Source organism: Streptococcus sp. HMSC066F01 (assembly GCF_001837335.1).
GTDB lineage: Bacteria > Bacillota > Bacilli > Lactobacillales > Streptococcaceae > Streptococcus > Streptococcus oralis_S.
Map to the genome: position 1 here is coordinate 45,315 of NZ_KV832115.1, position 20,523 is coordinate 65,837.

Here is a 20,523-nt window from a genome sequence, read left to right on the forward strand (position 1 = left end):
TGCTATGAAGGTCTTCTCAGACCCACGCTTCAACATCGACGTCTTGAAAGTGGAAGTTCCAGTCAACGTCAAATATGTTGAAGGATTTGGCGATGGTGAAATCGTGCATACACGTGAAGAAGCGGCAGCCTTCTTCAAAGCGCAAGATGAAGCAACTAACTTGCCATACATCTACTTGAGTGCAGGTGTGTCAGCGAAACTCTTCCAAGAAACACTTGTCTTTGCTCACGAATCAGGCGCAAACTTCAACGGAGTTCTTTGCGGCCGTGCAACCTGGGCAGGATCAGTTGAAGCCTACATCAAAGATGGTGAAGCAGCAGCTCGTGAATGGTTACGCACAACTGGATTTGAGAACATTGATGAACTCAACAAAGTTCTTCAAACAACAGCGACTTCATGGAAAGAACGTGTGGAAGCATAAAACAAGTATAGAAGAATCCCTTTTTGTTAAGAAAATACTTAAGGTTTTGTGACAAAGGATTCTGAAAATAGAAACGACAACCATAGATGGTGCATACACTCTCTATGGTTTGTTTACTTAAGAGAAATGGATCAAAGGAGAGAAGAATGAAAGCATACACAGAACGTGTATTTGGAAATCATGAGGGCAAGGATGTCTTGGCCTATCGCTTTGAGACGGACAGTGGCTACCAACTAGAAATCATGACCTATGGTGCGACCATCTTGCGCTATGTCACGCCTGACAAGGCTGGGAATTTTGCCAATGTGATTTTGGGCTTTGATGATTTTGATAGCTATGTAGGCAATAGTCCCAAGCATGGAGCAAGTGTAGGTCCTGTAGCGGGCCGTATTGCAGGTGCGACATTTGAGCTTAATGGCCAGACTTATAATCTTGAAGTCAACAATGCCAGCAACTGTAACCACAGTGGTTCAACAGGTTGGGATTCAAGCTTGTTTGAATTGGTAGAGGTGAGCGCCCATGGCTTGACCCTCTACACAGAGCGTACAGATGGGACAGGAGGATTCCCTGGTAATCTCAAGATATGGATCAGCTATCACTTGGAAGAAACTGGCGCCTACGAAATCAGCTATAAGGTGACGACAGATCAGGATACGCTTGTCAATCCAACTAATCACAGCTACTTCAACTTGTCTGGTGATTTCACGCAGACAGTTGACCGCCATGTCTTCCAGCTAAATACCGAGGGCATTTACCCAATTGCTCCGGACGGTGTTCCGGCTAAGACCCCAGACGCTACTCGTGATGTGGTTAAACATATCTACAATGGAGCTTTGCTGAAGGACATCTTTGCAGAGGAAGATGAGCAAATCCAGTTGGTATCTGGTTTGGATCACCCATTTGCTCTTCCTGCGGGTCATGACAATGCTGGTTTCCTTTATGACCAACACTCAGGTCGCTTCTTACTTTTCAAGACAGAGGCCCCTTGCTTTGTGGTCTACACAGCAAACTTTGTGGATGAGAGTGTGCTCATAGCTGGTCAACCAATGGTACAGCACAATGGGATTGCCCTTGAAGCGCAGGCTTTACCAGATGCCATTCATAGCGACCTCAAAGACCAAGTCATTCTCAAAGCAGGGGAAACTTTCACCAGCAAAACTCGTTACGAGCTTGTTGTAAAATAAAAAGAAGAGCTGGGAACCAGCTCTTTTGAGTTGTCTTCGTTGACATTTTATTTCAATAGTGTATAATTGATGTAATCAATAAAGTTACAACAAACAAAAGGAGACACCCTATGACTTATGCATACCAAAGCCACATTTACCTAGCAGAGGCTGTTTTAAATGTCAAGGATTTAACGAGTCAAACGGCTTTTTATCACCAGATTATTGGCTTGGAGATTTTATCCCAAACAGAGACAGAAGCGATTTTGGGACTTGGTCGAAAAGCCTTGGTTCACTTGATTCAGGCAGAAAAGTCTGGCGAAGTAAGGGAGCATTATGGGCTCTACCATTTGGCGATTCTGTTGCCGACACGAAAAGCCTTGGCAGATGTCTTGAAACACCTAAGTGATTTGCGGATTCCTCTGGTTGGGGGTGCAGATCATGGATACAGTGAGGCTCTTTATCTAGAGGATTTGGAAGGAAATGGCATTGAACTCCACCGTGATAAGCCAGTGTCTTCATGGGATATTCGAGAAGACGGCCGCATTATCGGTGTGACCGAAGCCCTTGCGGCACAGGACATCTATGAGTTAGGGGAAAAGGTGGATCCCTTTATCCTAGCTGAAGGGACGAGAATGGGGCATATCCATCTATCGGTTAAGGATAGCCACGCGGCGAGCCGGTTTTATCAAAAGGTGTTAGGGCTAGAAGATAAATTTAGCATTCCTAGTGCAAGTTGGATAGCGGCTGGTCAGTACCATCACCACCTGGCTGTCAACGAATGGGCTGGAAAAGGGCTAGCTCCGCGTGAGCAAGGCTTGCCAGGCTTGGCCTACTACGTCCTTGAGGTCGAAAGCAAGGAAGAGCTCCTAGACATCGTTCAGCAAGCACAAGAGCTAGAAGCACCAATCAAGTGGTTAAATTCGAGTGAGTTGGATTTGGTAGATCCAGATGGGATTGTGACCCGTATTCGCTTGGCACGATGAGGAAGAGACGTCATTTGTTTTAGAGACATAGAAAAAGGCGGATAAGCTCGCATTCTGTTTTTAGAATGCGGACTCGTTCGCTTTTTTATGGAATGACGAAGCCTTTCTTGTCTTTAGCAATGGTATCTGCCGGGGATATTTTCCCTTTTCTGGGGGTTCATGCTATAATACTAATAAACTTTTCTTTCTCTAGGAAGGCAAACGCCCAAAATCGGCTAGACTGCTGGCAATCGTTGTCACGATGCTTTTAAGAGAAAGTAGGACTCTGTTTGAACATCCGTATTGAGTTTAGGAAATGGTAATAAGATGGATACAAGTGTAAAAAATTTAATCAGTATGGGCCCTCTGGAGGACTCTTTTATCTATTATGATCTGAAGAATCAAGTATTCTACGGTGTAAAACAAGGCATGAATTATTCAGCCATTGCAGCCCCTATTGCAATCTATTCCTTGCAACGGCTGTCAAAGTTGCTCAACCAAACCTTTGGAGATGTCTCCTCCCCTTTCAATCTGATTTTCTTTATCCTGATGTCTCTGTTTTTAGTTTTCGGGACCATTCTCCTTGCCAAATCTACCCGACGCAACATGAAGACAGATAGATTTAAAAAAGTCCGGTTGACAAAAGCTAATATCAAAACACTTAGGAGAAAATCTAGATGGACTGTCCTAGTTGAGATTTTTTGTTTCCTCATGATTGTGTTTTCCATCTATCGCTATTTTAGCTACTCCGATTTTCAGTTCTTGATTATTTATATGTTAGGGATATTTTCGCTTGTTTATATGATCTATGAATTTCGGATGAAAACACGCAAACGACTGTTCAAGGAGCTGATGGAGACATTACAGGACGGTAGCCGAGGGAAAGAGGGCGAATTATAAGATGAGAAAAATCATTTATATAGGCCAAGGAAGCCTGCAATCCATCTACTATAACACAAGGACGAGAGAGGCTTTAACAACAGAATCTAGCACCGTTTCAGACACTGATGGTGCTATCAGTTCAAAGAAATCCAAGTGGCCTTGGCTTCTCTTCTTTGCTTTCTTGCTAGTTGCTGTCATCAGTATTTGGATTCGTTCCTTGATAGCACCCTTTAGATTGAGTGAGTGGATGATTCCTATCCATCTAGCCGCAATCCTTTTCGTTTTTATCGGAAGTGTTTATGGATTTGAAAAACTGTTCTACAGTGGGGCCAAGTCGCTTGTTCCAGCAAGTGAAGAACAGTTTAAAGAAGCGGTAGAAAGAAGTACTTTTTGGAGGAAGTCACCAGATAAGGAACCAACAGTCGATAAAATCATCTTGTATCTATTTGTTATCCTCGTTCTTCTATTTGTTTTTGTTATTGTTGTATTTTTTGCTATACCTGCGACTTTCATTCCTTACTATGAACAGGAATGGTTTGAGCCGTCCATGTTCATGGTACCAATCGGAGCAACGATTGTCCCAATTAGCGTGGTTCTTCTACTATTTCAAAACAATCCAATCCGCTGGCTCTTAGCCGTACGAAAATACAAGCAGGGAAAAGTATTATTTAGGGAAGAGAAATAAGTGGGGGATAAGATGAAAGAAAAGTATGTTGAATTTTTGAATATGGCAGTTATGGATACTAGACCTATAAAGCGTTTTGATATTATCTAAATCACTGAGGAGGGAAGATAATGAAAAAAATAATGAAATCAAAATTAGTTCAAGTCATGCTTCTAGCACTTACTGTCATAGGGCTATACTTTGCTTATCAGGCATATCGCAGGCATGAACTTACTCAGTTTGTCATGTGGAGTCCAAGGGCAAAAATTTCGCGTTATGAATTCATGGATGACAACAAGGCAGTAGCGATTGAGTGGGATAATGATGCGGAGTTAAAAGATGCGGAAGAGGCTAAGAAATATGATTCGCGTGTCAATGTAGAAAGAATGACGAGAGTTAATGGAGAACGCTATATCATCCAACAAAGTTATAAGTTAAAATCAGCCACGAAAAAGTATTGGATTCTAGAAGAGGATGCGGTGCCATATTTGAAAAGTAATATTCCAGAGCAGGGAGAGTACTGGTTGTTAGACGTCTATGATACGAAAGATGGGACAATCAAACAAAAAACCTATGATGTATTTCAGATGGTGAGGGAATATAATAAGGATTATATTCCAAGAAGGGTTCGCAGCGTTAATTATTTCTTGTATACGGAACAGGGGAAAACTTACTTACCAATTAGTATGGCTATTGGCCAACAGCCAGAATCAAAAACTGAAACTGGGCTTATTGATATAGAGGAAGGAAAGATAATAGCAGCTACTCCATCTGGTAGAACTTCCAAAGATCTTTATAACGATGAGAAAGGATCATACAAACCGAAGTTAGATGATATTCTTATTTCAAATAATAAATTTTTAAACGAAAAGTTTGCCTTTGTCTTATCTCTTTTTGGTTTTAAAGAACCAGTAGAAAAATCCCAATACCCGTCCTTGGCAAGCAAGTATCCAAAGGCATTTGATATATTGAGTAAAGGGTTATCATCGGAATTATATTTCCTTGGAAAAGAAGATGTTCGTTTTAAAATCTCTTTCTTAAAGCTAGTTCTTCCAGAAGGTACCAATATCTTCAAGGATATCACTATTCCAGCAGCTAGTTCGAAAGATGGACAGGAACATTTGGTTCAAAGCGAAGAAGAGTTCTTACAATATTATAAATCCAGTACGGAGGAAGAATAATGGGACAAAAGCATTTGTCTTATATTCCAATAGATATTGATATTTGACATTGAATTTTAAATAGGAAGGAAAAAATGAAGAAGTTATTTGTCATCATCTTGTCATTGATTTTTGGAGCTTGCTCTAATGGAAAGGAAGCAGGGAAAAGTATTATTTAGGGAAGAGAAATAGAAAAGAGGAGATATAATAATGTCACAAGAGAGATATTTGCAAATCAAAAAAGAGCATCAAGTTCGTAAGTTTGTGGGGCGTTTCCTCTTCATTCTTCTCGCTATACTCGATGTTCTACTGGTATCAAGTCATTCCAATTATGTCCCGCTTATAACGGTGGCTATGGTAACGATTGTGCCTTTTAATCATTTTCTACTTGGTCCTCTTAGGAGACAGAAAAAAGCTATAGAAAAAGAGCATCCAGAATGGAAAATACTCAGTACAAAGGGAGTAAAGGTTCCCTCGGCTGAAGCCAATAAAAGAACCTTGGCTGGTATTGGGACTTTGATTGCTTTGCTGTTGTCTTTTGGGCTATTCTATAAACCTGTGAAACAGCCGAACGACCAAGTAAACAAGCCACCTAAGGTTGATTCTAAAACGCCTGAAACGTCCAAGCCTTCTGAGTCTGAGTCGTCCAGTTCCTCAGAGTCGAAATCCTCGTCTTCGACTGAACAAAGTTCTAAAACCGAAAATTCAGGAACAAAACCGTCAAAAAGCGAGTCCAATAATCCCTATTACCAGATTCCAGGACTTACTGACGAACAGGTGAGAGATATCATATCGAAATCTGTGAAAGATTTAAGAGAAAAACAGTCAAAAGAAAAATCCGAAGAGTAGACTCCAGGGCTTCGATGTCTTTTCTGGATGAGTTAGTTTTGAGATTTTACTGTATAGAATAACAGGAGGAGTTCATATGACTAAAGAAGTGATTGGTTTGATAGTTGGAACAATCGTTATCTTCCTATCTTTTGTATTTGTGTGTGGGACCTTTCTTTTCCTCTATCTTCGGGATCAGAAGTTGGTCCGCCTTGCCAAGTCATCCGTTCCTGGAACGGTTATCGGCTATAGCCGTTTTCGTGAGGGGTATCCACCTATCGTCGAATACACGGTGGATGGGATTGCTTATAAGAAAACCTTGCAGTATTTTATGTTCAAAACGGTCACAATTCCGTGGGGGACTACTAAATTTTTAAAGGACTATACAAGAGAAGATATGCTAGCGCCTTCGATCACTCGCTATAGTAACTCCTTTGTTTCCTTCAAACGCTTGATGCAGACCCATTTCCCCCTTCATTCGGAGCTGACGGTCTGGTATGATCCAGACAAGCCGGCCAGGGCCTATGTTGAACGTTACAGTGGAATGGACAAGTTTTACAAGTGGTTTGGTATCGGATTTGGGCTGGCTCTAGTTCTAGTCTATGGGATAGTGATCCTAGCCTTTTTGTCCAAGATATAAGGCATAACTAATCGGAAACTTGATTTCCCAATCGTACTTCAAGGAGAACAGTCTTAGTTCTCCTTTTTCCTGTTCAGCAGACTTTTCTATCCAATACAGAGAAAAGCTTACCTCCTATAAAGACAGATAGGATGAGAATTTTGACAAAGAACCTTATTCGAGATATAATGAAGAAAAAGTGACCAAGGATAAATCAATGACAAACTCAAAGTATATAACACGCCTGAAACGTTCAGAGGGCCAGTTGCGTGGGATTCAAAAGATGATCGATGAAGATCGTGACTGCGCAGATATCATTACCCAGTTGACAGCAGTGCGCTCCAGTGTTGAGCGCGTGATTGAGATGATGATTACTGAAAATCTCACCGCTTGCATCAACCAACCGCTAGACGACCCTGAGGCTCAAAAGGAACGCTTGGAAAAGGCCATCCGATACCTGATTAAACGGAAATAAAATAAATTTTTGAAACGATAGTTGCAAAGGCATATCTACTATCAATAGAATAGTTTAATTTGAAAAAAGAGGCTGGGTAAAAAGCCCTTAAAATTAAAAAACGCATACTATCAGGCGTTGAAAAACCTTGATAGTATGCGTTTTATTGTGGGGAGATTTATACTCTTCGAAAATCTCTTCAAACCACGTCAGCTTCACCTTGCCGTACTCGAGTACAGCCTGCGGCTAGCTTCCTAGTTTGCCCTTTGATTTTCATTGAGTATTACTTCATTTTCTCCTGAAATTGAGTTGTTGCCCAGCTTCTTTTGATTATTCTACCTCACCTGGCCAGTGGTTCATACCACCTTCTACATTGGTAACGGTGAGCCCTTGGGCGCTGAGAAATTGACAGGCAGAGGCGGAACGAACTCCACCTTGACAGATGACATGGTATTCATGGCCAGGTTTGAGTTCTTTGTAGCCTTGCTCCAAGGTACTTAATGGAAGATTTTTGGCACCTGGTGCATGTCCTGCTTGGAATTCATGCACTTCACGGACATCGATAAGATCTAGATTTTCATGTTGATATTTTTCATAAAAGTCAGCCATGCTGATACTAGTTTCCATATTCGACTCCTTCTGGTTTAGCCATTTTGTATAGTGAATAAGCGCCGTCAAGGTTTTGGACGGTAAATCCTGCTTGTTTGAGGATACGCTCTGCGATATAGCTGCGCAAACCACTGTGGCAGCTAACGATGTAGACTTGGTTCTTATCCAGTTCATCCAAGCGTTCCCGTAGTTCGTTTAGGGGGATGTGGATGGTATCGACTCTGAGTCGACCACTCTGGAATTCGCCACTTGTCCGTACATCTAAGAATTTCTTACCAGCAGCCAGTTCGTCTTCGAGCTGGTACCATTGAATATTGTCGCTTAAACCTTCGATTAGGTTCAAGGCCGCGTAGCCCAGCATGTTGACGGGATCCTTGGCGGAGCCAAATGGTGGCGCATAGGTGAACTCCAATTCTGGTAAGTCAAAGACGGTGAGATTTCCCTTGATAGCAGTTGCAAGGATATCGATTCGTTTGTCAACGCCTTTTTCCCCAACTCCTTGGGCACCGTAGATTTTTCCAGTGGTTGGGTCAAAGAGGAGTTTCAAGGTCATATCAGTAGCGCCTGGATAATAACCAGCGTGGTCTTTTCCACTGACATGAAGTGCCTTGTAAGGGAGTTGATTCATGCGAAGGATACGTTCGCTGAGACCAGTCGAAGCGGCTGTCATATCAAAGGCACGAACGATCGCAGTTCCGATGCTGCCCTTGTTTGTACGACCGAGTCCTGCGATGACGTCCGCCACTTGGCGTCCCTGACGATTGGCAGGAGAAGCGAGAGAGATGAGGGCATCTTGGCCCGTAATCTCTTGCTTGACGACGATGGCATCCCCAACTGCAAAAATATCTTTTTGACTGGTTTCGTAGTGTTCGTCGACCAAGATACCGCCACGTAGTCCCAGTTCAATCCCTGCAGCCTTAGCCAGTCCATTTTCAGGTTCAACACCGACAGAAAGGATGGTGAGGTCAGAAGTGATCTTTTGACCGTTTTCGAGAGCGATGACTTTTCCTTGGTCTTCAAATCGAGTCGCAGACTGGGAAGTGATAACGCGGACACCATTTGCCAGCAATTCTGCTTGGACAAAGGCCGCCATTTCTTGATCTAATGGTGGCAAGACATGCGGTGCTTTCTCCACGATGGTAACTTGCAATCCACGTTTAGCCAGGTTTTCAGCCATTTCAAGCCCGATAAAGCCTGCACCGATAACGACAGCTTCTTTTGGATGATTGTCCAAGGCTGTCATAATTTCATCGAGATCAGGAACATTGCGAAGTGTGTAGGCATTATTAGCTTCTGCCAAACCTTCAATGGCAGGAACAAACGGTTTAGCTCCTGGAGAGAGGATCAGCTTGTCGTAGCTTTCTGTGAATTCCTGCCCATCATGTCGCACAGTTACAGTGTGTTCTTCTGGCGAAATCTGGATAACCTCGTGAAATGGCCGCACATCGAGATTAAAGCGTGCCTTGAGACTTTCAGGAGTTTGAACCAATAAACTATCACGGTTTGCAATTTCTCCTGAAACATAGTAAGGAAGCCCGCAGTTTGCAAAGGAAACAAAGGGACCTTTCTCAAAAATAGTAATCTCAGCATCTTCCATCAGACGTCTGAGACGTGTTGCGGCGGACATTCCGCCTGCCACTCCTCCGATAATGACAATTTTCATCGGATTCCTCCTTATAATAAATTTTAGATCACTTTTCCTGTCCAAGCGCTCATACCGCCTCGGACATTGATAACATCGTAGCCTTTTTTCTTAAGTTTTTTCGCAGCTAGTTTGCTTCGCACACCAGAATGACAAATGACATAAAGTGTTTCTTTTGTCGTAGGTGTATAAGAACCGATTTCGGTTAGAGGGACATTCTTGGCATTTTTGATATGACCTCTGTGAAATTCCGTAGGCGTCCGAACGTCTAGTAGCTGAATCGGTTCTCTGAGTTTAGCTTCTAACTCGCTGGTAGAAATACTGTCAATTTTTGTAAATAAGTGAAACATAGGCACCTCCAAATATACCCTTATGGGGTATATTAAACCATGAAGTCAAGCTTTTGTCAAGCAAGTTGTTTTGAGTTGGGTATATTCAATGTTTTTAGGATTTGATCGCTTAAATTATGATATAATAAAAAAAACATCAAAAGAACTTTGGTTGATACTTAAGAAAACTCTATGAACTGAAGATGCGAGGAGAAATATGCATAAAAAACCACACACACACATATATATATATATATATATATATATAATTTCGCGAATAGCTAAGTTTTTTAATGTTTTATTTATACGTATACCTGTTACTTTTGTGACAGGCTTTTTGCGTACCATAAGTATGAAAGAGGTGGCTCATGCTTAAGGATATTCGGATGGAAAACCAAGCTATCACATCTAAATCAGCCTTTCTCAAGGAGTTGAAGAGTAAACTTCCAGATTTCTTTGTAGGCGAAAGCTTTGATATGGACAAATTTAAGAGAGGTCTAGCTAAGGAGAGTGTTCAAACGGAGTTATCTTCTGGGTACCAACTAGATTTTGTTGGAAAGAACTATGCAAAAAAACAAACAGGAGAGCTTTCAGAAACGGTGGTTGTTCCTAATATCAAGCATAATGAAGAGATGATTCATCAGAACAGCCGCAATCTCTTTTTTACGGGAGATAATTTGGAAGTTCTACGTCACCTGCAAGCTGGTTATGAAAATAGCATTGATGTCATCTATATTGACCCGCCCTATAATACAGGATCGGACGGTTTTGTCTATCCTGATAGCTTTGCTCATAGCGATGAGAAACTCAAAGCTATGTTTGGTCTGGATGAGGAGGGGCTTTCCCGGCTTAAGTCTATTCAGGGCCGTGCTACACACTCAGCTTGGTTAACCTTTATGTATCCTAGACTCTGGCTGGCAAAACGTCTTCTCAAGGATACGGGTGTTATTTTTGTCTCTATTGATGATAATGAACAAGCTAATCTAAAGTTGCTTATGGACGAGATATTTGGAGAAGGACAGTTTGTGGCTAATTTAGCTATTGAAAATAATCCTAAGGGAAGAAAAAATGGGAAATTTGTAGCTGTCAGTCATGAGACACTGTTAGTTTATGCAAGAGATTTTGACAAAGCCCTTCCGTTTGAAAATGTTGTAAGAAAAAACAAATTATTAAAAGATGAATATGGGTATTATTCCCATGGGAAGCGTGTTTTAGTTGGTGAAAGCACAAATAAACTAGCTGCTGATGATAATAAGAATTACTCAGTTTATTATAATGGAGAAGTGATTGAGCTAGTAACTGAGAAGATCGATGAAGTTAGAAGTGATTTGTTAGATAAAGGATATAAAGTTTATAAATCAATAAAAGATGGGGAACTTCTTGAAAATACTTACTCTAAGAGTAAGTTTCTAGAGTTATTTAATACAAAATCGTTGATATTTAAAGAAGAGAGTATCTATGAAAAAGATAGAAATGTTTACAAACAACAAAAAAGTTTAATCAAATCATCTGATGAGTGGGATTTCAAAACGGAGACTGCTGGTTTTGTTTACGGAGAATTTGATTCAAAGAAACTATTTTCAATGCCAAAAAATCCATCTTTTATTAAAATGTTATTAAAGATGTTTGGAAACAACTCTGCCACTGTTCTAGACTTTTTCGCTGGATCTGCGACGACAGCTGATGCAGTTATGCAGTTAAATGCTGAGGATGGAGGAAATCGTAGCTATATCATGGTACAGTTAGATCAGCCGACTTTTACGACAAACTCTGATGGCACAGAAAGCCCTGCAAAAGGGGCAGAAGCTGCCTATAAGGACGGCTATCGCTATATTGATCAAATTTCTCGTGAGCGGATTAAGCGTGCGAGGGCCAAAATTCTTGAGAGAAATCCTAGTTTTCCTAACTTTGATGGTGGATTTAAGCATTATCAAGTAGTCAAGCCTGATCAGAAATTGTTGGAAGACTTGGATACGTATGATATTGAGACAGGAACTTTTATGGATGGATCTGGACAGATTAACTTGATCGGCGAAGATTATTTTGACGACATGTTGACACCTTTTTCAGCAGATTATCTGGGAGTTGAGGGGGGAGCTTTAGCTTACGAGACCATTTTGACAACTTGGAAGTTATCAGATGGATATGCAGTTGATAAGAAAGAAAATTATCTTGACCTTGCTGGTTACCCTGCTATCCAACTGGATAATCGTTTATATTTGATTGAACAGGGTTGGACAGAAGAGCAGACAAAAGTATTAGTCAATCTTCTTGGTAGGCGCGAGCTGGAAGTTCAAACTATCATTCTATATGGTTATAGTTTTGAGATGACAGCCCTGCGTGAGCTTGAGTTGGCCTTGTCCAGTTTGGACAAGGTAGTCAAGCTGATAAAGAATTATTAGGAGGTCATCATGAAACTATTTCTAGAAGAACTGCCCCATCAAGAAGAAGCTTTAAAAGCTATTATGGATGCATTTCCAAAGATTGATGATTGTAGTACGGATCCCGATATCAACTATGTCTATGCTAATCCTCTTCTATATGGACGCTATGATGAGAAGAAATTTTTAGATGTTAAGATGGAGACAGGAACTGGTAAGACCTATGTATATACCAGACTTCTCTATGAGCTTCACAAGGAGAGAGGACTTTTTAAATTTATTATTGTCGTACCGAGTCCCGCTATCAAAGAGGGAACCAAACATTTTATCCAGTCGGATTATGCTAAACAGCACTTTTCTCAACATTACAGTAATGTTCGTATTGATCTCAATGTCATCAATGCAGGGGACTTTAAAGTGAAAAGTGGTCGCAAAAACTTTCCAGCTCAACTGACAAGTTTTATCGAAGGCTCAAGGCTTAATAGCAATACGATTCAAGTTCTTCTAGTCAATGCAGATATGCTACGATCGTCTTCTATGACGAGTGACAAATACGATCAGACCCTTTTGTCTAACATCACACAGCCCATTGCAGCTCTTGAAAGGACGCGTCCAGTTGTTATTATAGACGAACCGCATCGTTTTCCCATTGACGGCAAAAATTATCAAGCGGTAACCAGTCTCAAGCCTCAAATGATTGTTCGCTTTGGGGCTACATTTCCTGAGGTGATGGTAAAAAATGGTCGGGTAGGACATTTAAAGAAACACTATTATCAAGACCAACCAGTCTATAACTTGACTGCTGTCAAGTCCTTTAATCAAGGGCTTGTAAAAGGGATTGATATTGCTTATCCTAAATTGACTAAAGAGGAAAGCCAAAATATATGGAAGGTAGTGGGCGTAAAAGCGAAGGAGTTGACGCTGAAAAAAGGCAATTTGACAAGGACGCTAGCGGTTGGGGATAATCTTGCTGATGTTGATTCTGTTTTTGAGGGGGATGTTTTTTATGCAGGTTCCAAAGTGCTCAGTAATGGATTAGAATTGGCTGTTGGGATGATGCTCATGCCTCACACCTTTGCTAACTCTTATCAGGAACTTATGATAGAAGATGCTATTGATAAGCACTTTATAAAGGAATGGGAACTTTTTAGTCGTCCGAATAATCAACCTAAAATTAAGGCTCTAACCCTTTTTTTCATTGACTCTATTGCCTCTTATCGAAAGAAGGATGGCTGGTTGCGTTTGACTTTTGAGCGTCTGCTTTTGGCGAAATTGCAAAGCAGGATAGCAGACATGGAGAAAATGTCAGATGCTATCAGTAAAGATTATTTAGGCTACCTTAAAGCAAGCCTATGTGACTTGCAGGCTGATACTCAGTCCATTCATGCAGGCTATTTCGGAGAAGATCGTGGGTCAAGTGCCGATGATATCCAAGCAGAAGTTGATGATATTCTTCATAATAAAACCAAGCTATTGTCTTTTAAAGATGGTGAAGGGAATTGGCTAACTAGACGCTTCCTCTTTTCAAAGTGGACGCTTCGTGAAGGATGGGATAACCCCAATGTTTTTGTTATTTGCAAACTTCGCACTTCCGGATCTGAAAATTCGAAGATTCAAGAAGTAGGTCGAGGACTTCGTCTTCCAGTTGATGAGAAGGGACGCCGTGTCACACAAGACGAATTTGTCTCTCGGTTGGATTTCCTCATTGGATATGATGAGAGAGATTTTGCCCAAAAATTAATTGGAGAAATCAACAACGACGCTCCAATTGAATTTAATAGAGAAAGATTAGATGAGCAAACGATTCGGTTGATTCTTAGCCATTATTCGGATTTGACGGAGAATGCCCTCAAAAATCAGTTGGGACAGAAGGGAATCATTGATTTTTCTATGACTTATCAAGAGGGAGGATGGGAGAAATTATGCCAGTTGTATCCTATCCTGACAGAACAGCAACTGAGAGGCGATAAGGTTCGTAATAGTAATGAGACAAGGCCTGTTACGCATGTTAAATTAAATCAAGACAACTGGAAACAGGTAAAAGAACTTTGGAGAGATTTTTCGAAGCGACGTATGATAGTTTTTGATGATGGAGCTGTTGACCTATCACAACTTATGGATCAGATATTTTTAGATGAGACGCACTATGTTGTTGAATATTTTGGTATGATAAGGGAAAGTTTAGTAGCAGGGGGTAGTGAAGTTGCTAGTTCAACGGAGACAGCTCGTTATAGCCATACGAGAGCTGGTATGGCGTATGGAGACTTCCTCAAAAAGCTGGTACAGGAAACGAATTTACCTATTACAGCATTACATAGGCGGCTCTTAAAAGTATTGAAAAAAATTAGAAATGATAATATTCTAAATAATGAGACCTTGAAAAATTTGGTTAAAGCCTTTAAATGTGCTTTTGAGAAGAGTTATAGCACAGCTTATCGCTATGAAAGTTTGGATTTTCAAGCTATTACAACACTTTATGATGCTACAACGGATAGTTTTGTAAATGAAATTATTATTGGAAATTTAGGTACAAAAGAGTTGACTGAGGTTGGGAAGGAAGAACGATATCTTTACGACCGTCCACCCGTTTACTATGATAGTGAGAATCCAGAGAAAAAACTTCTTCAGCATCACTATGATAAGACAGTAACAGTATTCGGAAAACTTCCTAAATCTGCTATTCGTATTCCAAAATATATGGGTGGAACAACTAGTCCTGATTTTGTTTTTGTAATTGAAGGTACTCAAAATAAGATTATTTATCTTTTTGTAGAAACTAAGGCAGATAATATGCGAGACACTGATAAATTAGCTATTGCTATTCAAGAGTATTTTTTTAATTCCTTGGGAAATCAAAATATTGTTTATCAGGTGGCGACGGATGAAGAGCAAGTTTATCAGAAATTGCGAGAACTTGGTACGAAGCAATGATTTTTATTATGGTTTCGATGTTCAGGAACAATTTCCTTGCTGAATAAAAAGTGATTTCCAAAATGGAAATCACTTTTTTACAACATCATGTAAACAAATACATTGTGATTGATATAGACAAAGTGAACGATTTCTAATCGATAAATTGCAAGAATAAGTGAGCGTTGATAGTGTCCGAAAATTTGATATTATAGTATTCTTGACCTTTCAAAGGCTTTTTGATATGATGAGTCCAAAGTAAGTATGAGGTGATACTATGACCAGCGAATACCAGAAAATGATAGCAGGGGAGCCTTACCGTCCGTCGGACCCAGAATTACGGGCCTTGGCTCAGGCTTCTCGCCAAAAACAGGCTGCCTTTAACCGGGAAGAAGATCCCTTGAAGGGAGCGGATATTATCAAGACTTGGTTTGGTTCAACTGGACAAAATCTCTATGTCAATCCACATCTGGTGGTCGATTATGGGGTCAATATCCATCTAGGGGAAAATTTTTATTCTAATTGGGACTTGACCATGCTGGATGTTTGTCCGATTCGCATCGGGAACAACGCCATGATTGGTCCCAACTGTCAGTTTTTAACCCCACTCCATCCACTGGATCCGGATGAACGTAATTCAGGGGTCGAATACGGTAAGCCCATCACTATCGGAGATAATTTCTGGGCTGGAGGTGGCGTCATTGTCCTTCCTGGAGTGACACTGGGAAATAATGTCGTTGCAGGAGCAGGGGCCGTGATTACCAAGTCTTTTGGAGACAATGTTGTCCTAGCTGGGAATCCTGCGCGTGTCATCAAGGAAATTCCAGTAAAAGAAAACTAAAAAGAACAGCCCAGGCTGTTCTTTTTATGAGCTTTAATCTTATAAATTTTTCTTCTTTTTGGCTTTCTTGGTCAAGGAGACATCGCACTGAGGGATGTTGGTTTTAAAAACCTATTAAAGGTAGTCTAGAGTTCAAAAATTGTTTTTAGCAGTCCTTTCTAAAAAATTACTAGGCGAAATCTAATCCAAACTAAATTTAAGGGAACTTTCAGAAAAGTTTTAGTTTCGTTTCAGAAATCTTCTGTAGACTGTCTAGCTATATCCTACGAAGGAGAGGAAAAAGGTATGAAATCAAAAAAATGGACCCTAGTCGCAACGAGTTTAACGGCAATGGTGCTGATGGCAGCATGTGCCCAGTCAACAACTACATCCAATACCAATGCAACGACAAATAGTGCAACAACAACTTCAACAAAGACAAACCAATCATCCTATTTTACAGAGAAGGACAATGATACCTCTTATGACGAAAGCGCAGCTTCTAAGATTGAGTTATCTGGCTCATCAGCAAACGACTCTGGAGATGGGGTGACAGTCTCTGAATCAACAGTGACCATCACAAAATCTGGAACCTATGTGATTTCAGGTCAGTCTGACGGAGTGCAGATCAAGGTCGAGGCAGATAAGTCGGCAGATGTTCATCTAGTCCTAAAAGGTGCGACCATGACCAATACCAATGCAGCGATATCTGCGACATCGGCCGGCCACGTCTATTTAACTCTAGCAGAGGGAACCACCAACAGTCTCTCTGACTCAAGCTCTAACAGCGACGAAAAAGCAGACGCAGCTCTCTTTTCTAAGGTGGATTTGACCATCAACGGGAAAGGAACTCTCAATGTAGATGCCAAGAAAAACAATGGTATCAAGGCTAACGACACCCTCCACATCACGGGTGGAACCTATAACATCACAGCAGTTGGCGATGCCTTTAATGTCAATGATGAACTCAACATCACTGGTACAACCATGACTATCGATACCAAGGAAGATGGCGTCAAGGTGGACAATGACGAGGATACTTCAGTCGGAACCATGTACCTATCCAACAACAACATCACCGTTACAGCAGGAGATGATGGCATCCACGCATCAGGTGATTTGGTTATCGATAGTGGTACCTACACCGTCAAGAATTCGACAGAAGGACTTGAAGGTAAGTCGATCACTATCAACGGTGGGGACATTAGTATCTATTCGACAGATGATGGAGTCAACGCAGCTAATAAAAACGCCCAACAGAGTGAAATCTTCTTCACCATGAACGGTGGGAACCTGACAGTAGAAGTCGGCCAAGGAGACACAGACCCAATCGACTCAAACGGCAATATCACGGTCACAGTCGGAACCATTAAAATGACTGGTCAAACAGGTTTTGATTTTGATGGAACTGCGACCTACACAGGTGGAGATATCTATCTCAATGGTGAAAAACAAACGGAAATTGTCAACTCTATGCCTGGTGGCGGTGGACCAAATGGAGGCCCTCAAGGCGGAGGTCCAGCCCCTGGCGGACAAGGATAAAAAAGAATCTCCTTTCTCGAAAGAGAAGGGAGAGTTTTTGTGTTTGAGAGGTGGATTGTAGCTAAAACAACTCCCAATTAGGTCTTGAAAATTTCTTAGTCTGTTTCATATAAAAATGAGTAAAATGAATTTCCGTCGCCAAGGTCATTAGAGTTGCGATAGCAATGACGATGGTAGGATTGGCTGAGAAAAGTAGAGGAAGAATAGGCCTTTAAAAAGTGGACAGGAAAGACCATTTCGGAGTATAGAGAAGAGATTTAGAAACAGCTCTAAAAGCAATAGCTATCCATTATAAGCATCAGATAATAATATCTGGTGCTTTATTTTTAAAAAAATTCAGATTTTTTCTTGACAAGTGAGTGATTACTCACTACAATAGGTTTATATTTAGCAAGTGAGTAATCACTTACCAAGGAGGAAGTAAATGAAAACATTACTACATTTACAAGATTTAGTAAAATCTTTTGACCATCAAATAGTTCTGAATCATGTCAGCTTTGAATTGCAGGCAGGAGAAATTATAGGATTAATTGGTCCGTCTGGTGCTGGTAAATCAACTATGATTAAGACTACGTTAGGAATGGAAAAGGCTGATGGAGGCCTAGCTTTAGTGTTAAATCACACTATGCCCAATCGCCATATTTTAGGAGATATTGGCTATATGGCCCAATCAGATGCTTTATACGAGTCCTTGTCAGGCCAAGAAAATCTGGAATTTTTTGGTCAGCTAAAGGGGCTTTCTAAAAAAGACCTAAAGGCGGAAATTGCTCATATAGCTCAAGTAGTAGATCTGACAGACTACTTAAACAAGGCGGTATCTGGTTATTCTGGAGGAATGAAACGGCGTTTGTCTCTTGCTATCGCGCTGTTAGGAAATCCTCAACTCTTGATTTTGGACGAACCGACAGTTGGAATCGACCCTTCTCTTCGAAAGAAAATCTGGAAAGAATTATTCGCGCTTAGAGACAATGGGGTTGGGATATTAGTTACTACCCATGTTATGGATGAAGCAGAGTTGACGGATAAGGTTGGCTTATTATTAGGCGGAAAAATCATTGCTTTTGATACACCGCAACACTTAAAAGAAAGTTATCAAGCTTCAAGTATTGAAGAAGTATTTTTAAAAGCAGAAGGTGAGTAAAATGAGAACAATAGCGATTGCAAAAAAAGTCATCAAAGAATTACTTCATGACAAACGAACTCTAGCCCTGATGTTTATAGCACCTGTTTTTATCATGTGGTTGATGAACCTCATGTTTTCAGCTAGTACAACCGTGAATGTCAAGTTAGCAACACAGGATCTACCAACTGGTTTAGTAACGAAAATGGATGAGCTCGATCATGTGGACGTCGAGACTTATCAAGACTTAGATCAAGCCAAAGAAGCGCTAGCAAATGAAAAAGTCGATGCTGTGATTTCTTATAAAGACGGTGAGTACCAGGTTGACTACGCAAACACAGACGCCTCCAAAACATCTATGATACGACAAGTGTTACGAACGAGTATCGCCAGTGAAGGCACCGATCAGTTAGTATCTCGTGTTAAACAAGCTCTTCCACAATTGGACTCGGACGCAAAAACACCAGAAATCAAGGAGTCTTACCAGTATGGAGATGAAAATACAAGCTTCTTTACCAGTATGATTCCGGTTTTGATAGGTTTTGTAGTTTTCTTCTTTGTCTTTTTGATTTCAGGTATGGCGCTTTTGAAAGAGCGCACCAGTGGAACACTAGAACGTTTGTTAGCAACACCAGTGAAACGATCTGAAATCGTCTATGGCTATATGTTGTCTTACGGTATTATTGCGATTTTTCAAACGGCAGTTGTCGTCTTAGCAGCAATTTGGCTACTAGATGTAGAAGTTGTAGGAAATATTTTAAATGTTATAATAGTTAATGTGGTACTGGCTCTTGTAGCACTAGCTTTTGGAATTCTCTTGTCTACTCTAGCAAAATCAGAATTCCAAATGATGCAATTTATTCCTCTCGTGATTATGCCCCAACTTTTTTTCTCAGGAATTATTCCATTGTCATCCATGGGAGAATGGGCTCTAACTGTGGGGAAATTTTTGCCATTAACCTATTCTGGTGATGCAATAAGCCAGATTATTCTTTACGGGCACAATCTTGGTGATATTTTGTCAAATCTTGGTGTTTTAATGATTTTCTTGATCATTTTAACAATTCTCAATATTGTTGGATTGCGTCGTTATCGTAAAGTTTAGAAATCAACATAAATAATGCTAAAAAGATGTGAAGATTAGATGGATAAGACTGTTTTTGAATCGTTTGAAGATTACTTAGAAGAAGCGAATTACCCTCAAGGAAAGAAAAAAATTATGCAGGCAGCAGTGGACCTCATATCAACTAGGAGTTACCATGGGACCTCAACTCTTCACATAGCTGAGCGTGCTGGACTAAGCCAGGCAACTTTGTTTAAGTATTTTAAGACGAAGGATGATCTACTGACGGCTATTTTACATCCTGTAGTCCCAGGCATTTTCGGTAGTTTTTTTGAGGAACTCTTAGCTTTTGAAACGACAGAAGAGAGGGTTCGTTATCTCGTCCACGATCGTATGAGCTATCTCAAAAAAAATCGTGCTTTGATGAAAATCATTCTGCAGGAGAGTTTTTCAAATAAGAAACTAAAAAATGAACAGATTTTTATCTGGAATGCTATTCAAGATAAACTTCGAGTGCTTCATAAAGAATTGCTAGCAGATCCACGTGTAAATCCAGAGTTAACGATTCCTCAAATGGTTCGTATTTGTGTTGGTCCATTGTTGGCTTACTTCGCTCAGCTTTATATCGTTAGCGACAATGGAGAAATAAATGAAGAAGACTTAGACTTATTAGAAAAACAGATTTTAGGTGCTTTGTGGAAATAGAGTAGGCCTAGACAAAATGGAGGCTAGATTCTATTGGTTTGGCTTCTTGCACAAGATAATATAAAAGGGTATATATTGTCTGATGCAGATTCGTGCTTTTTTATTATTGAATTTGCTATTTTGGTGATAGTCTTCAATCACTTTACTAAAACAGAAACCGACCTCTCCAGCAGTGCAACGATTTCTTAAATGTATGGAAGAGGAGTTTTCTGGCTTGCTAAAGACAACTCCTTGACACTCCGTCAT

General features: G+C 40.5%; 18 protein-coding genes and 2 pseudogenes. 16 read left to right on the plus strand and 4 right to left on the minus strand.

Annotated features, from left to right (window positions below; translation table 11 throughout):
* The 9 genes and pseudogenes from HMPREF2655_RS03885 to HMPREF2655_RS03925 all read left to right on the plus strand — a co-directional run.
* Window positions 1-421, plus strand: a pseudogene (locus tag HMPREF2655_RS03885) (tagatose-bisphosphate aldolase); the annotation flags it as partial.
* A 146-nt stretch (window positions 422-567) separates the two neighbouring features.
* Window positions 568-1,605: an aldose epimerase family protein gene (locus HMPREF2655_RS03890; protein WP_070837672.1), complete on the plus strand. Its 1,038-nt coding sequence runs from the start codon at window positions 568-570 to the stop codon at window positions 1,603-1,605.
* Between the two features lie 110 nt (window positions 1,606-1,715).
* Complete coding sequence (locus HMPREF2655_RS03895; RefSeq protein ID WP_070837674.1) at window positions 1,716-2,570, plus strand: VOC family protein; 855 nt, start codon at window positions 1,716-1,718, stop codon at window positions 2,568-2,570.
* A 306-nt stretch (window positions 2,571-2,876) separates the two neighbouring features.
* Window positions 2,877-3,449, plus strand: a complete 573-nt coding sequence (locus HMPREF2655_RS03900) for a hypothetical protein (RefSeq protein ID WP_070837676.1) — start codon at window positions 2,877-2,879, stop codon at window positions 3,447-3,449.
* 1 nt (window position 3,450) lies between these two features.
* A complete protein-coding gene (locus HMPREF2655_RS03905) occupies window positions 3,451-4,116 on the plus strand; it encodes a hypothetical protein (RefSeq protein ID WP_070837678.1) in 666 nt (221 codons plus the stop codon).
* Window positions 4,117-4,226: 110 nt separating this feature from the next.
* Entirely contained in the window at window positions 4,227-5,276 is a 1,050-nt protein-coding gene (locus HMPREF2655_RS03910) for a hypothetical protein (protein WP_070837680.1), read from the plus strand.
* A gap of 189 nt (window positions 5,277-5,465) precedes the next feature.
* Window positions 5,466-6,104, plus strand: a complete 639-nt coding sequence (locus HMPREF2655_RS03915) for a hypothetical protein (RefSeq protein ID WP_049500784.1) — start codon at window positions 5,466-5,468, stop codon at window positions 6,102-6,104.
* Window positions 6,105-6,180: 76 nt separating this feature from the next.
* Window positions 6,181-6,723 (plus strand): DUF3592 domain-containing protein, encoded by a 543-nt coding sequence (locus tag HMPREF2655_RS03920; protein ID WP_007522615.1) that lies wholly within the window; start codon window positions 6,181-6,183, stop codon window positions 6,721-6,723.
* A 196-nt stretch (window positions 6,724-6,919) separates the two neighbouring features.
* Window positions 6,920-7,177 carry a metal-sensitive transcriptional regulator gene (locus HMPREF2655_RS03925; RefSeq protein WP_033583577.1) on the plus strand — a complete coding sequence of 86 codons (258 nt, stop codon included), beginning with the start codon at window positions 6,920-6,922 and terminating at the stop codon, window positions 7,175-7,177.
* Window positions 7,178-7,486: 309 nt separating this feature from the next.
* Here HMPREF2655_RS03925 and HMPREF2655_RS03930 read toward each other — a convergent pair whose 3' ends face one another.
* The 3 genes from HMPREF2655_RS03930 to HMPREF2655_RS03940 are packed head-to-tail and all read right to left on the minus strand — an operon-like array spanning window position 7,487 to window position 9,757.
* On the minus strand, window positions 7,487-7,783 hold the full coding sequence (locus tag HMPREF2655_RS03930) for a rhodanese-like domain-containing protein (RefSeq protein ID WP_007522616.1): 297 nt from the start codon (window positions 7,781-7,783) through the stop codon (window positions 7,487-7,489).
* Window positions 7,773-9,428: an FAD-dependent oxidoreductase gene (locus tag HMPREF2655_RS03935; protein WP_007522617.1), complete on the minus strand. Its 1,656-nt coding sequence runs from the start codon at window positions 9,426-9,428 to the stop codon at window positions 7,773-7,775. The genes HMPREF2655_RS03930 and HMPREF2655_RS03935 overlap by 11 nt, the downstream gene beginning before the upstream one ends.
* Before the next feature lie 23 nt (window positions 9,429-9,451).
* The gene (locus HMPREF2655_RS03940) at window positions 9,452-9,757 is read right to left on the minus strand and encodes a rhodanese-like domain-containing protein (protein WP_007522618.1); all 306 of its coding nucleotides are present in this window, start codon (window positions 9,755-9,757) and stop codon (window positions 9,452-9,454) included.
* Between the two features lie 347 nt (window positions 9,758-10,104).
* On the opposite strand from HMPREF2655_RS03940, the gene HMPREF2655_RS03945 reads away from it, so the two are divergent.
* The 4 genes from HMPREF2655_RS03945 to HMPREF2655_RS03960 all read left to right on the plus strand — a co-directional run bounded on the left by HMPREF2655_RS03945 (window position 10,105) and on the right by HMPREF2655_RS03960 (window position 17,389).
* Window positions 10,105-12,138 carry a site-specific DNA-methyltransferase gene (locus tag HMPREF2655_RS03945; RefSeq protein WP_070837682.1) on the plus strand — a complete coding sequence of 678 codons (2,034 nt, stop codon included), beginning with the start codon at window positions 10,105-10,107 and terminating at the stop codon, window positions 12,136-12,138.
* Between the two features lie 9 nt (window positions 12,139-12,147).
* Window positions 12,148-15,048 (plus strand): type III restriction-modification system endonuclease, encoded by a 2,901-nt coding sequence (locus HMPREF2655_RS03950; RefSeq protein WP_007522620.1) that lies wholly within the window; start codon window positions 12,148-12,150, stop codon window positions 15,046-15,048.
* Between the two features lie 256 nt (window positions 15,049-15,304).
* A complete protein-coding gene (locus HMPREF2655_RS03955; RefSeq protein ID WP_070837684.1) occupies window positions 15,305-15,868 on the plus strand; it encodes a sugar O-acetyltransferase in 564 nt (187 codons plus the stop codon).
* Between the two features lie 285 nt (window positions 15,869-16,153).
* Window positions 16,154-17,389, plus strand: a complete 1,236-nt coding sequence (locus HMPREF2655_RS03960; protein WP_070837686.1) for a carbohydrate-binding domain-containing protein — start codon at window positions 16,154-16,156, stop codon at window positions 17,387-17,389.
* Between the two features lie 61 nt (window positions 17,390-17,450).
* Here HMPREF2655_RS03960 and HMPREF2655_RS10525 read toward each other — a convergent pair.
* Window positions 17,451-17,585: pseudogene (locus HMPREF2655_RS10525) on the minus strand (low temperature requirement protein A); the annotation flags it as partial.
* Between the two features lie 228 nt (window positions 17,586-17,813).
* Between HMPREF2655_RS10525 and HMPREF2655_RS03965 the strand changes: the two are divergent.
* From HMPREF2655_RS03965 to HMPREF2655_RS03975, 3 genes are read left to right on the plus strand one after another with little or no spacing between them, the layout of a single operon-like run.
* On the plus strand, window positions 17,814-18,530 hold the full coding sequence (locus HMPREF2655_RS03965; RefSeq protein WP_070837688.1) for an ABC transporter ATP-binding protein: 717 nt from the start codon (window positions 17,814-17,816) through the stop codon (window positions 18,528-18,530).
* Between the two features lies 1 nt (window position 18,531).
* The gene (locus HMPREF2655_RS03970; RefSeq protein WP_070837690.1) at window positions 18,532-19,614 is read left to right on the plus strand and encodes an ABC transporter permease; all 1,083 of its coding nucleotides are present in this window, start codon (window positions 18,532-18,534) and stop codon (window positions 19,612-19,614) included.
* A gap of 39 nt (window positions 19,615-19,653) precedes the next feature.
* Window positions 19,654-20,277 (plus strand): TetR/AcrR family transcriptional regulator, encoded by a 624-nt coding sequence (locus HMPREF2655_RS03975; protein ID WP_033606292.1) that lies wholly within the window; start codon window positions 19,654-19,656, stop codon window positions 20,275-20,277.
* Window positions 20,278-20,523: the final 246 nt, after the last annotated feature.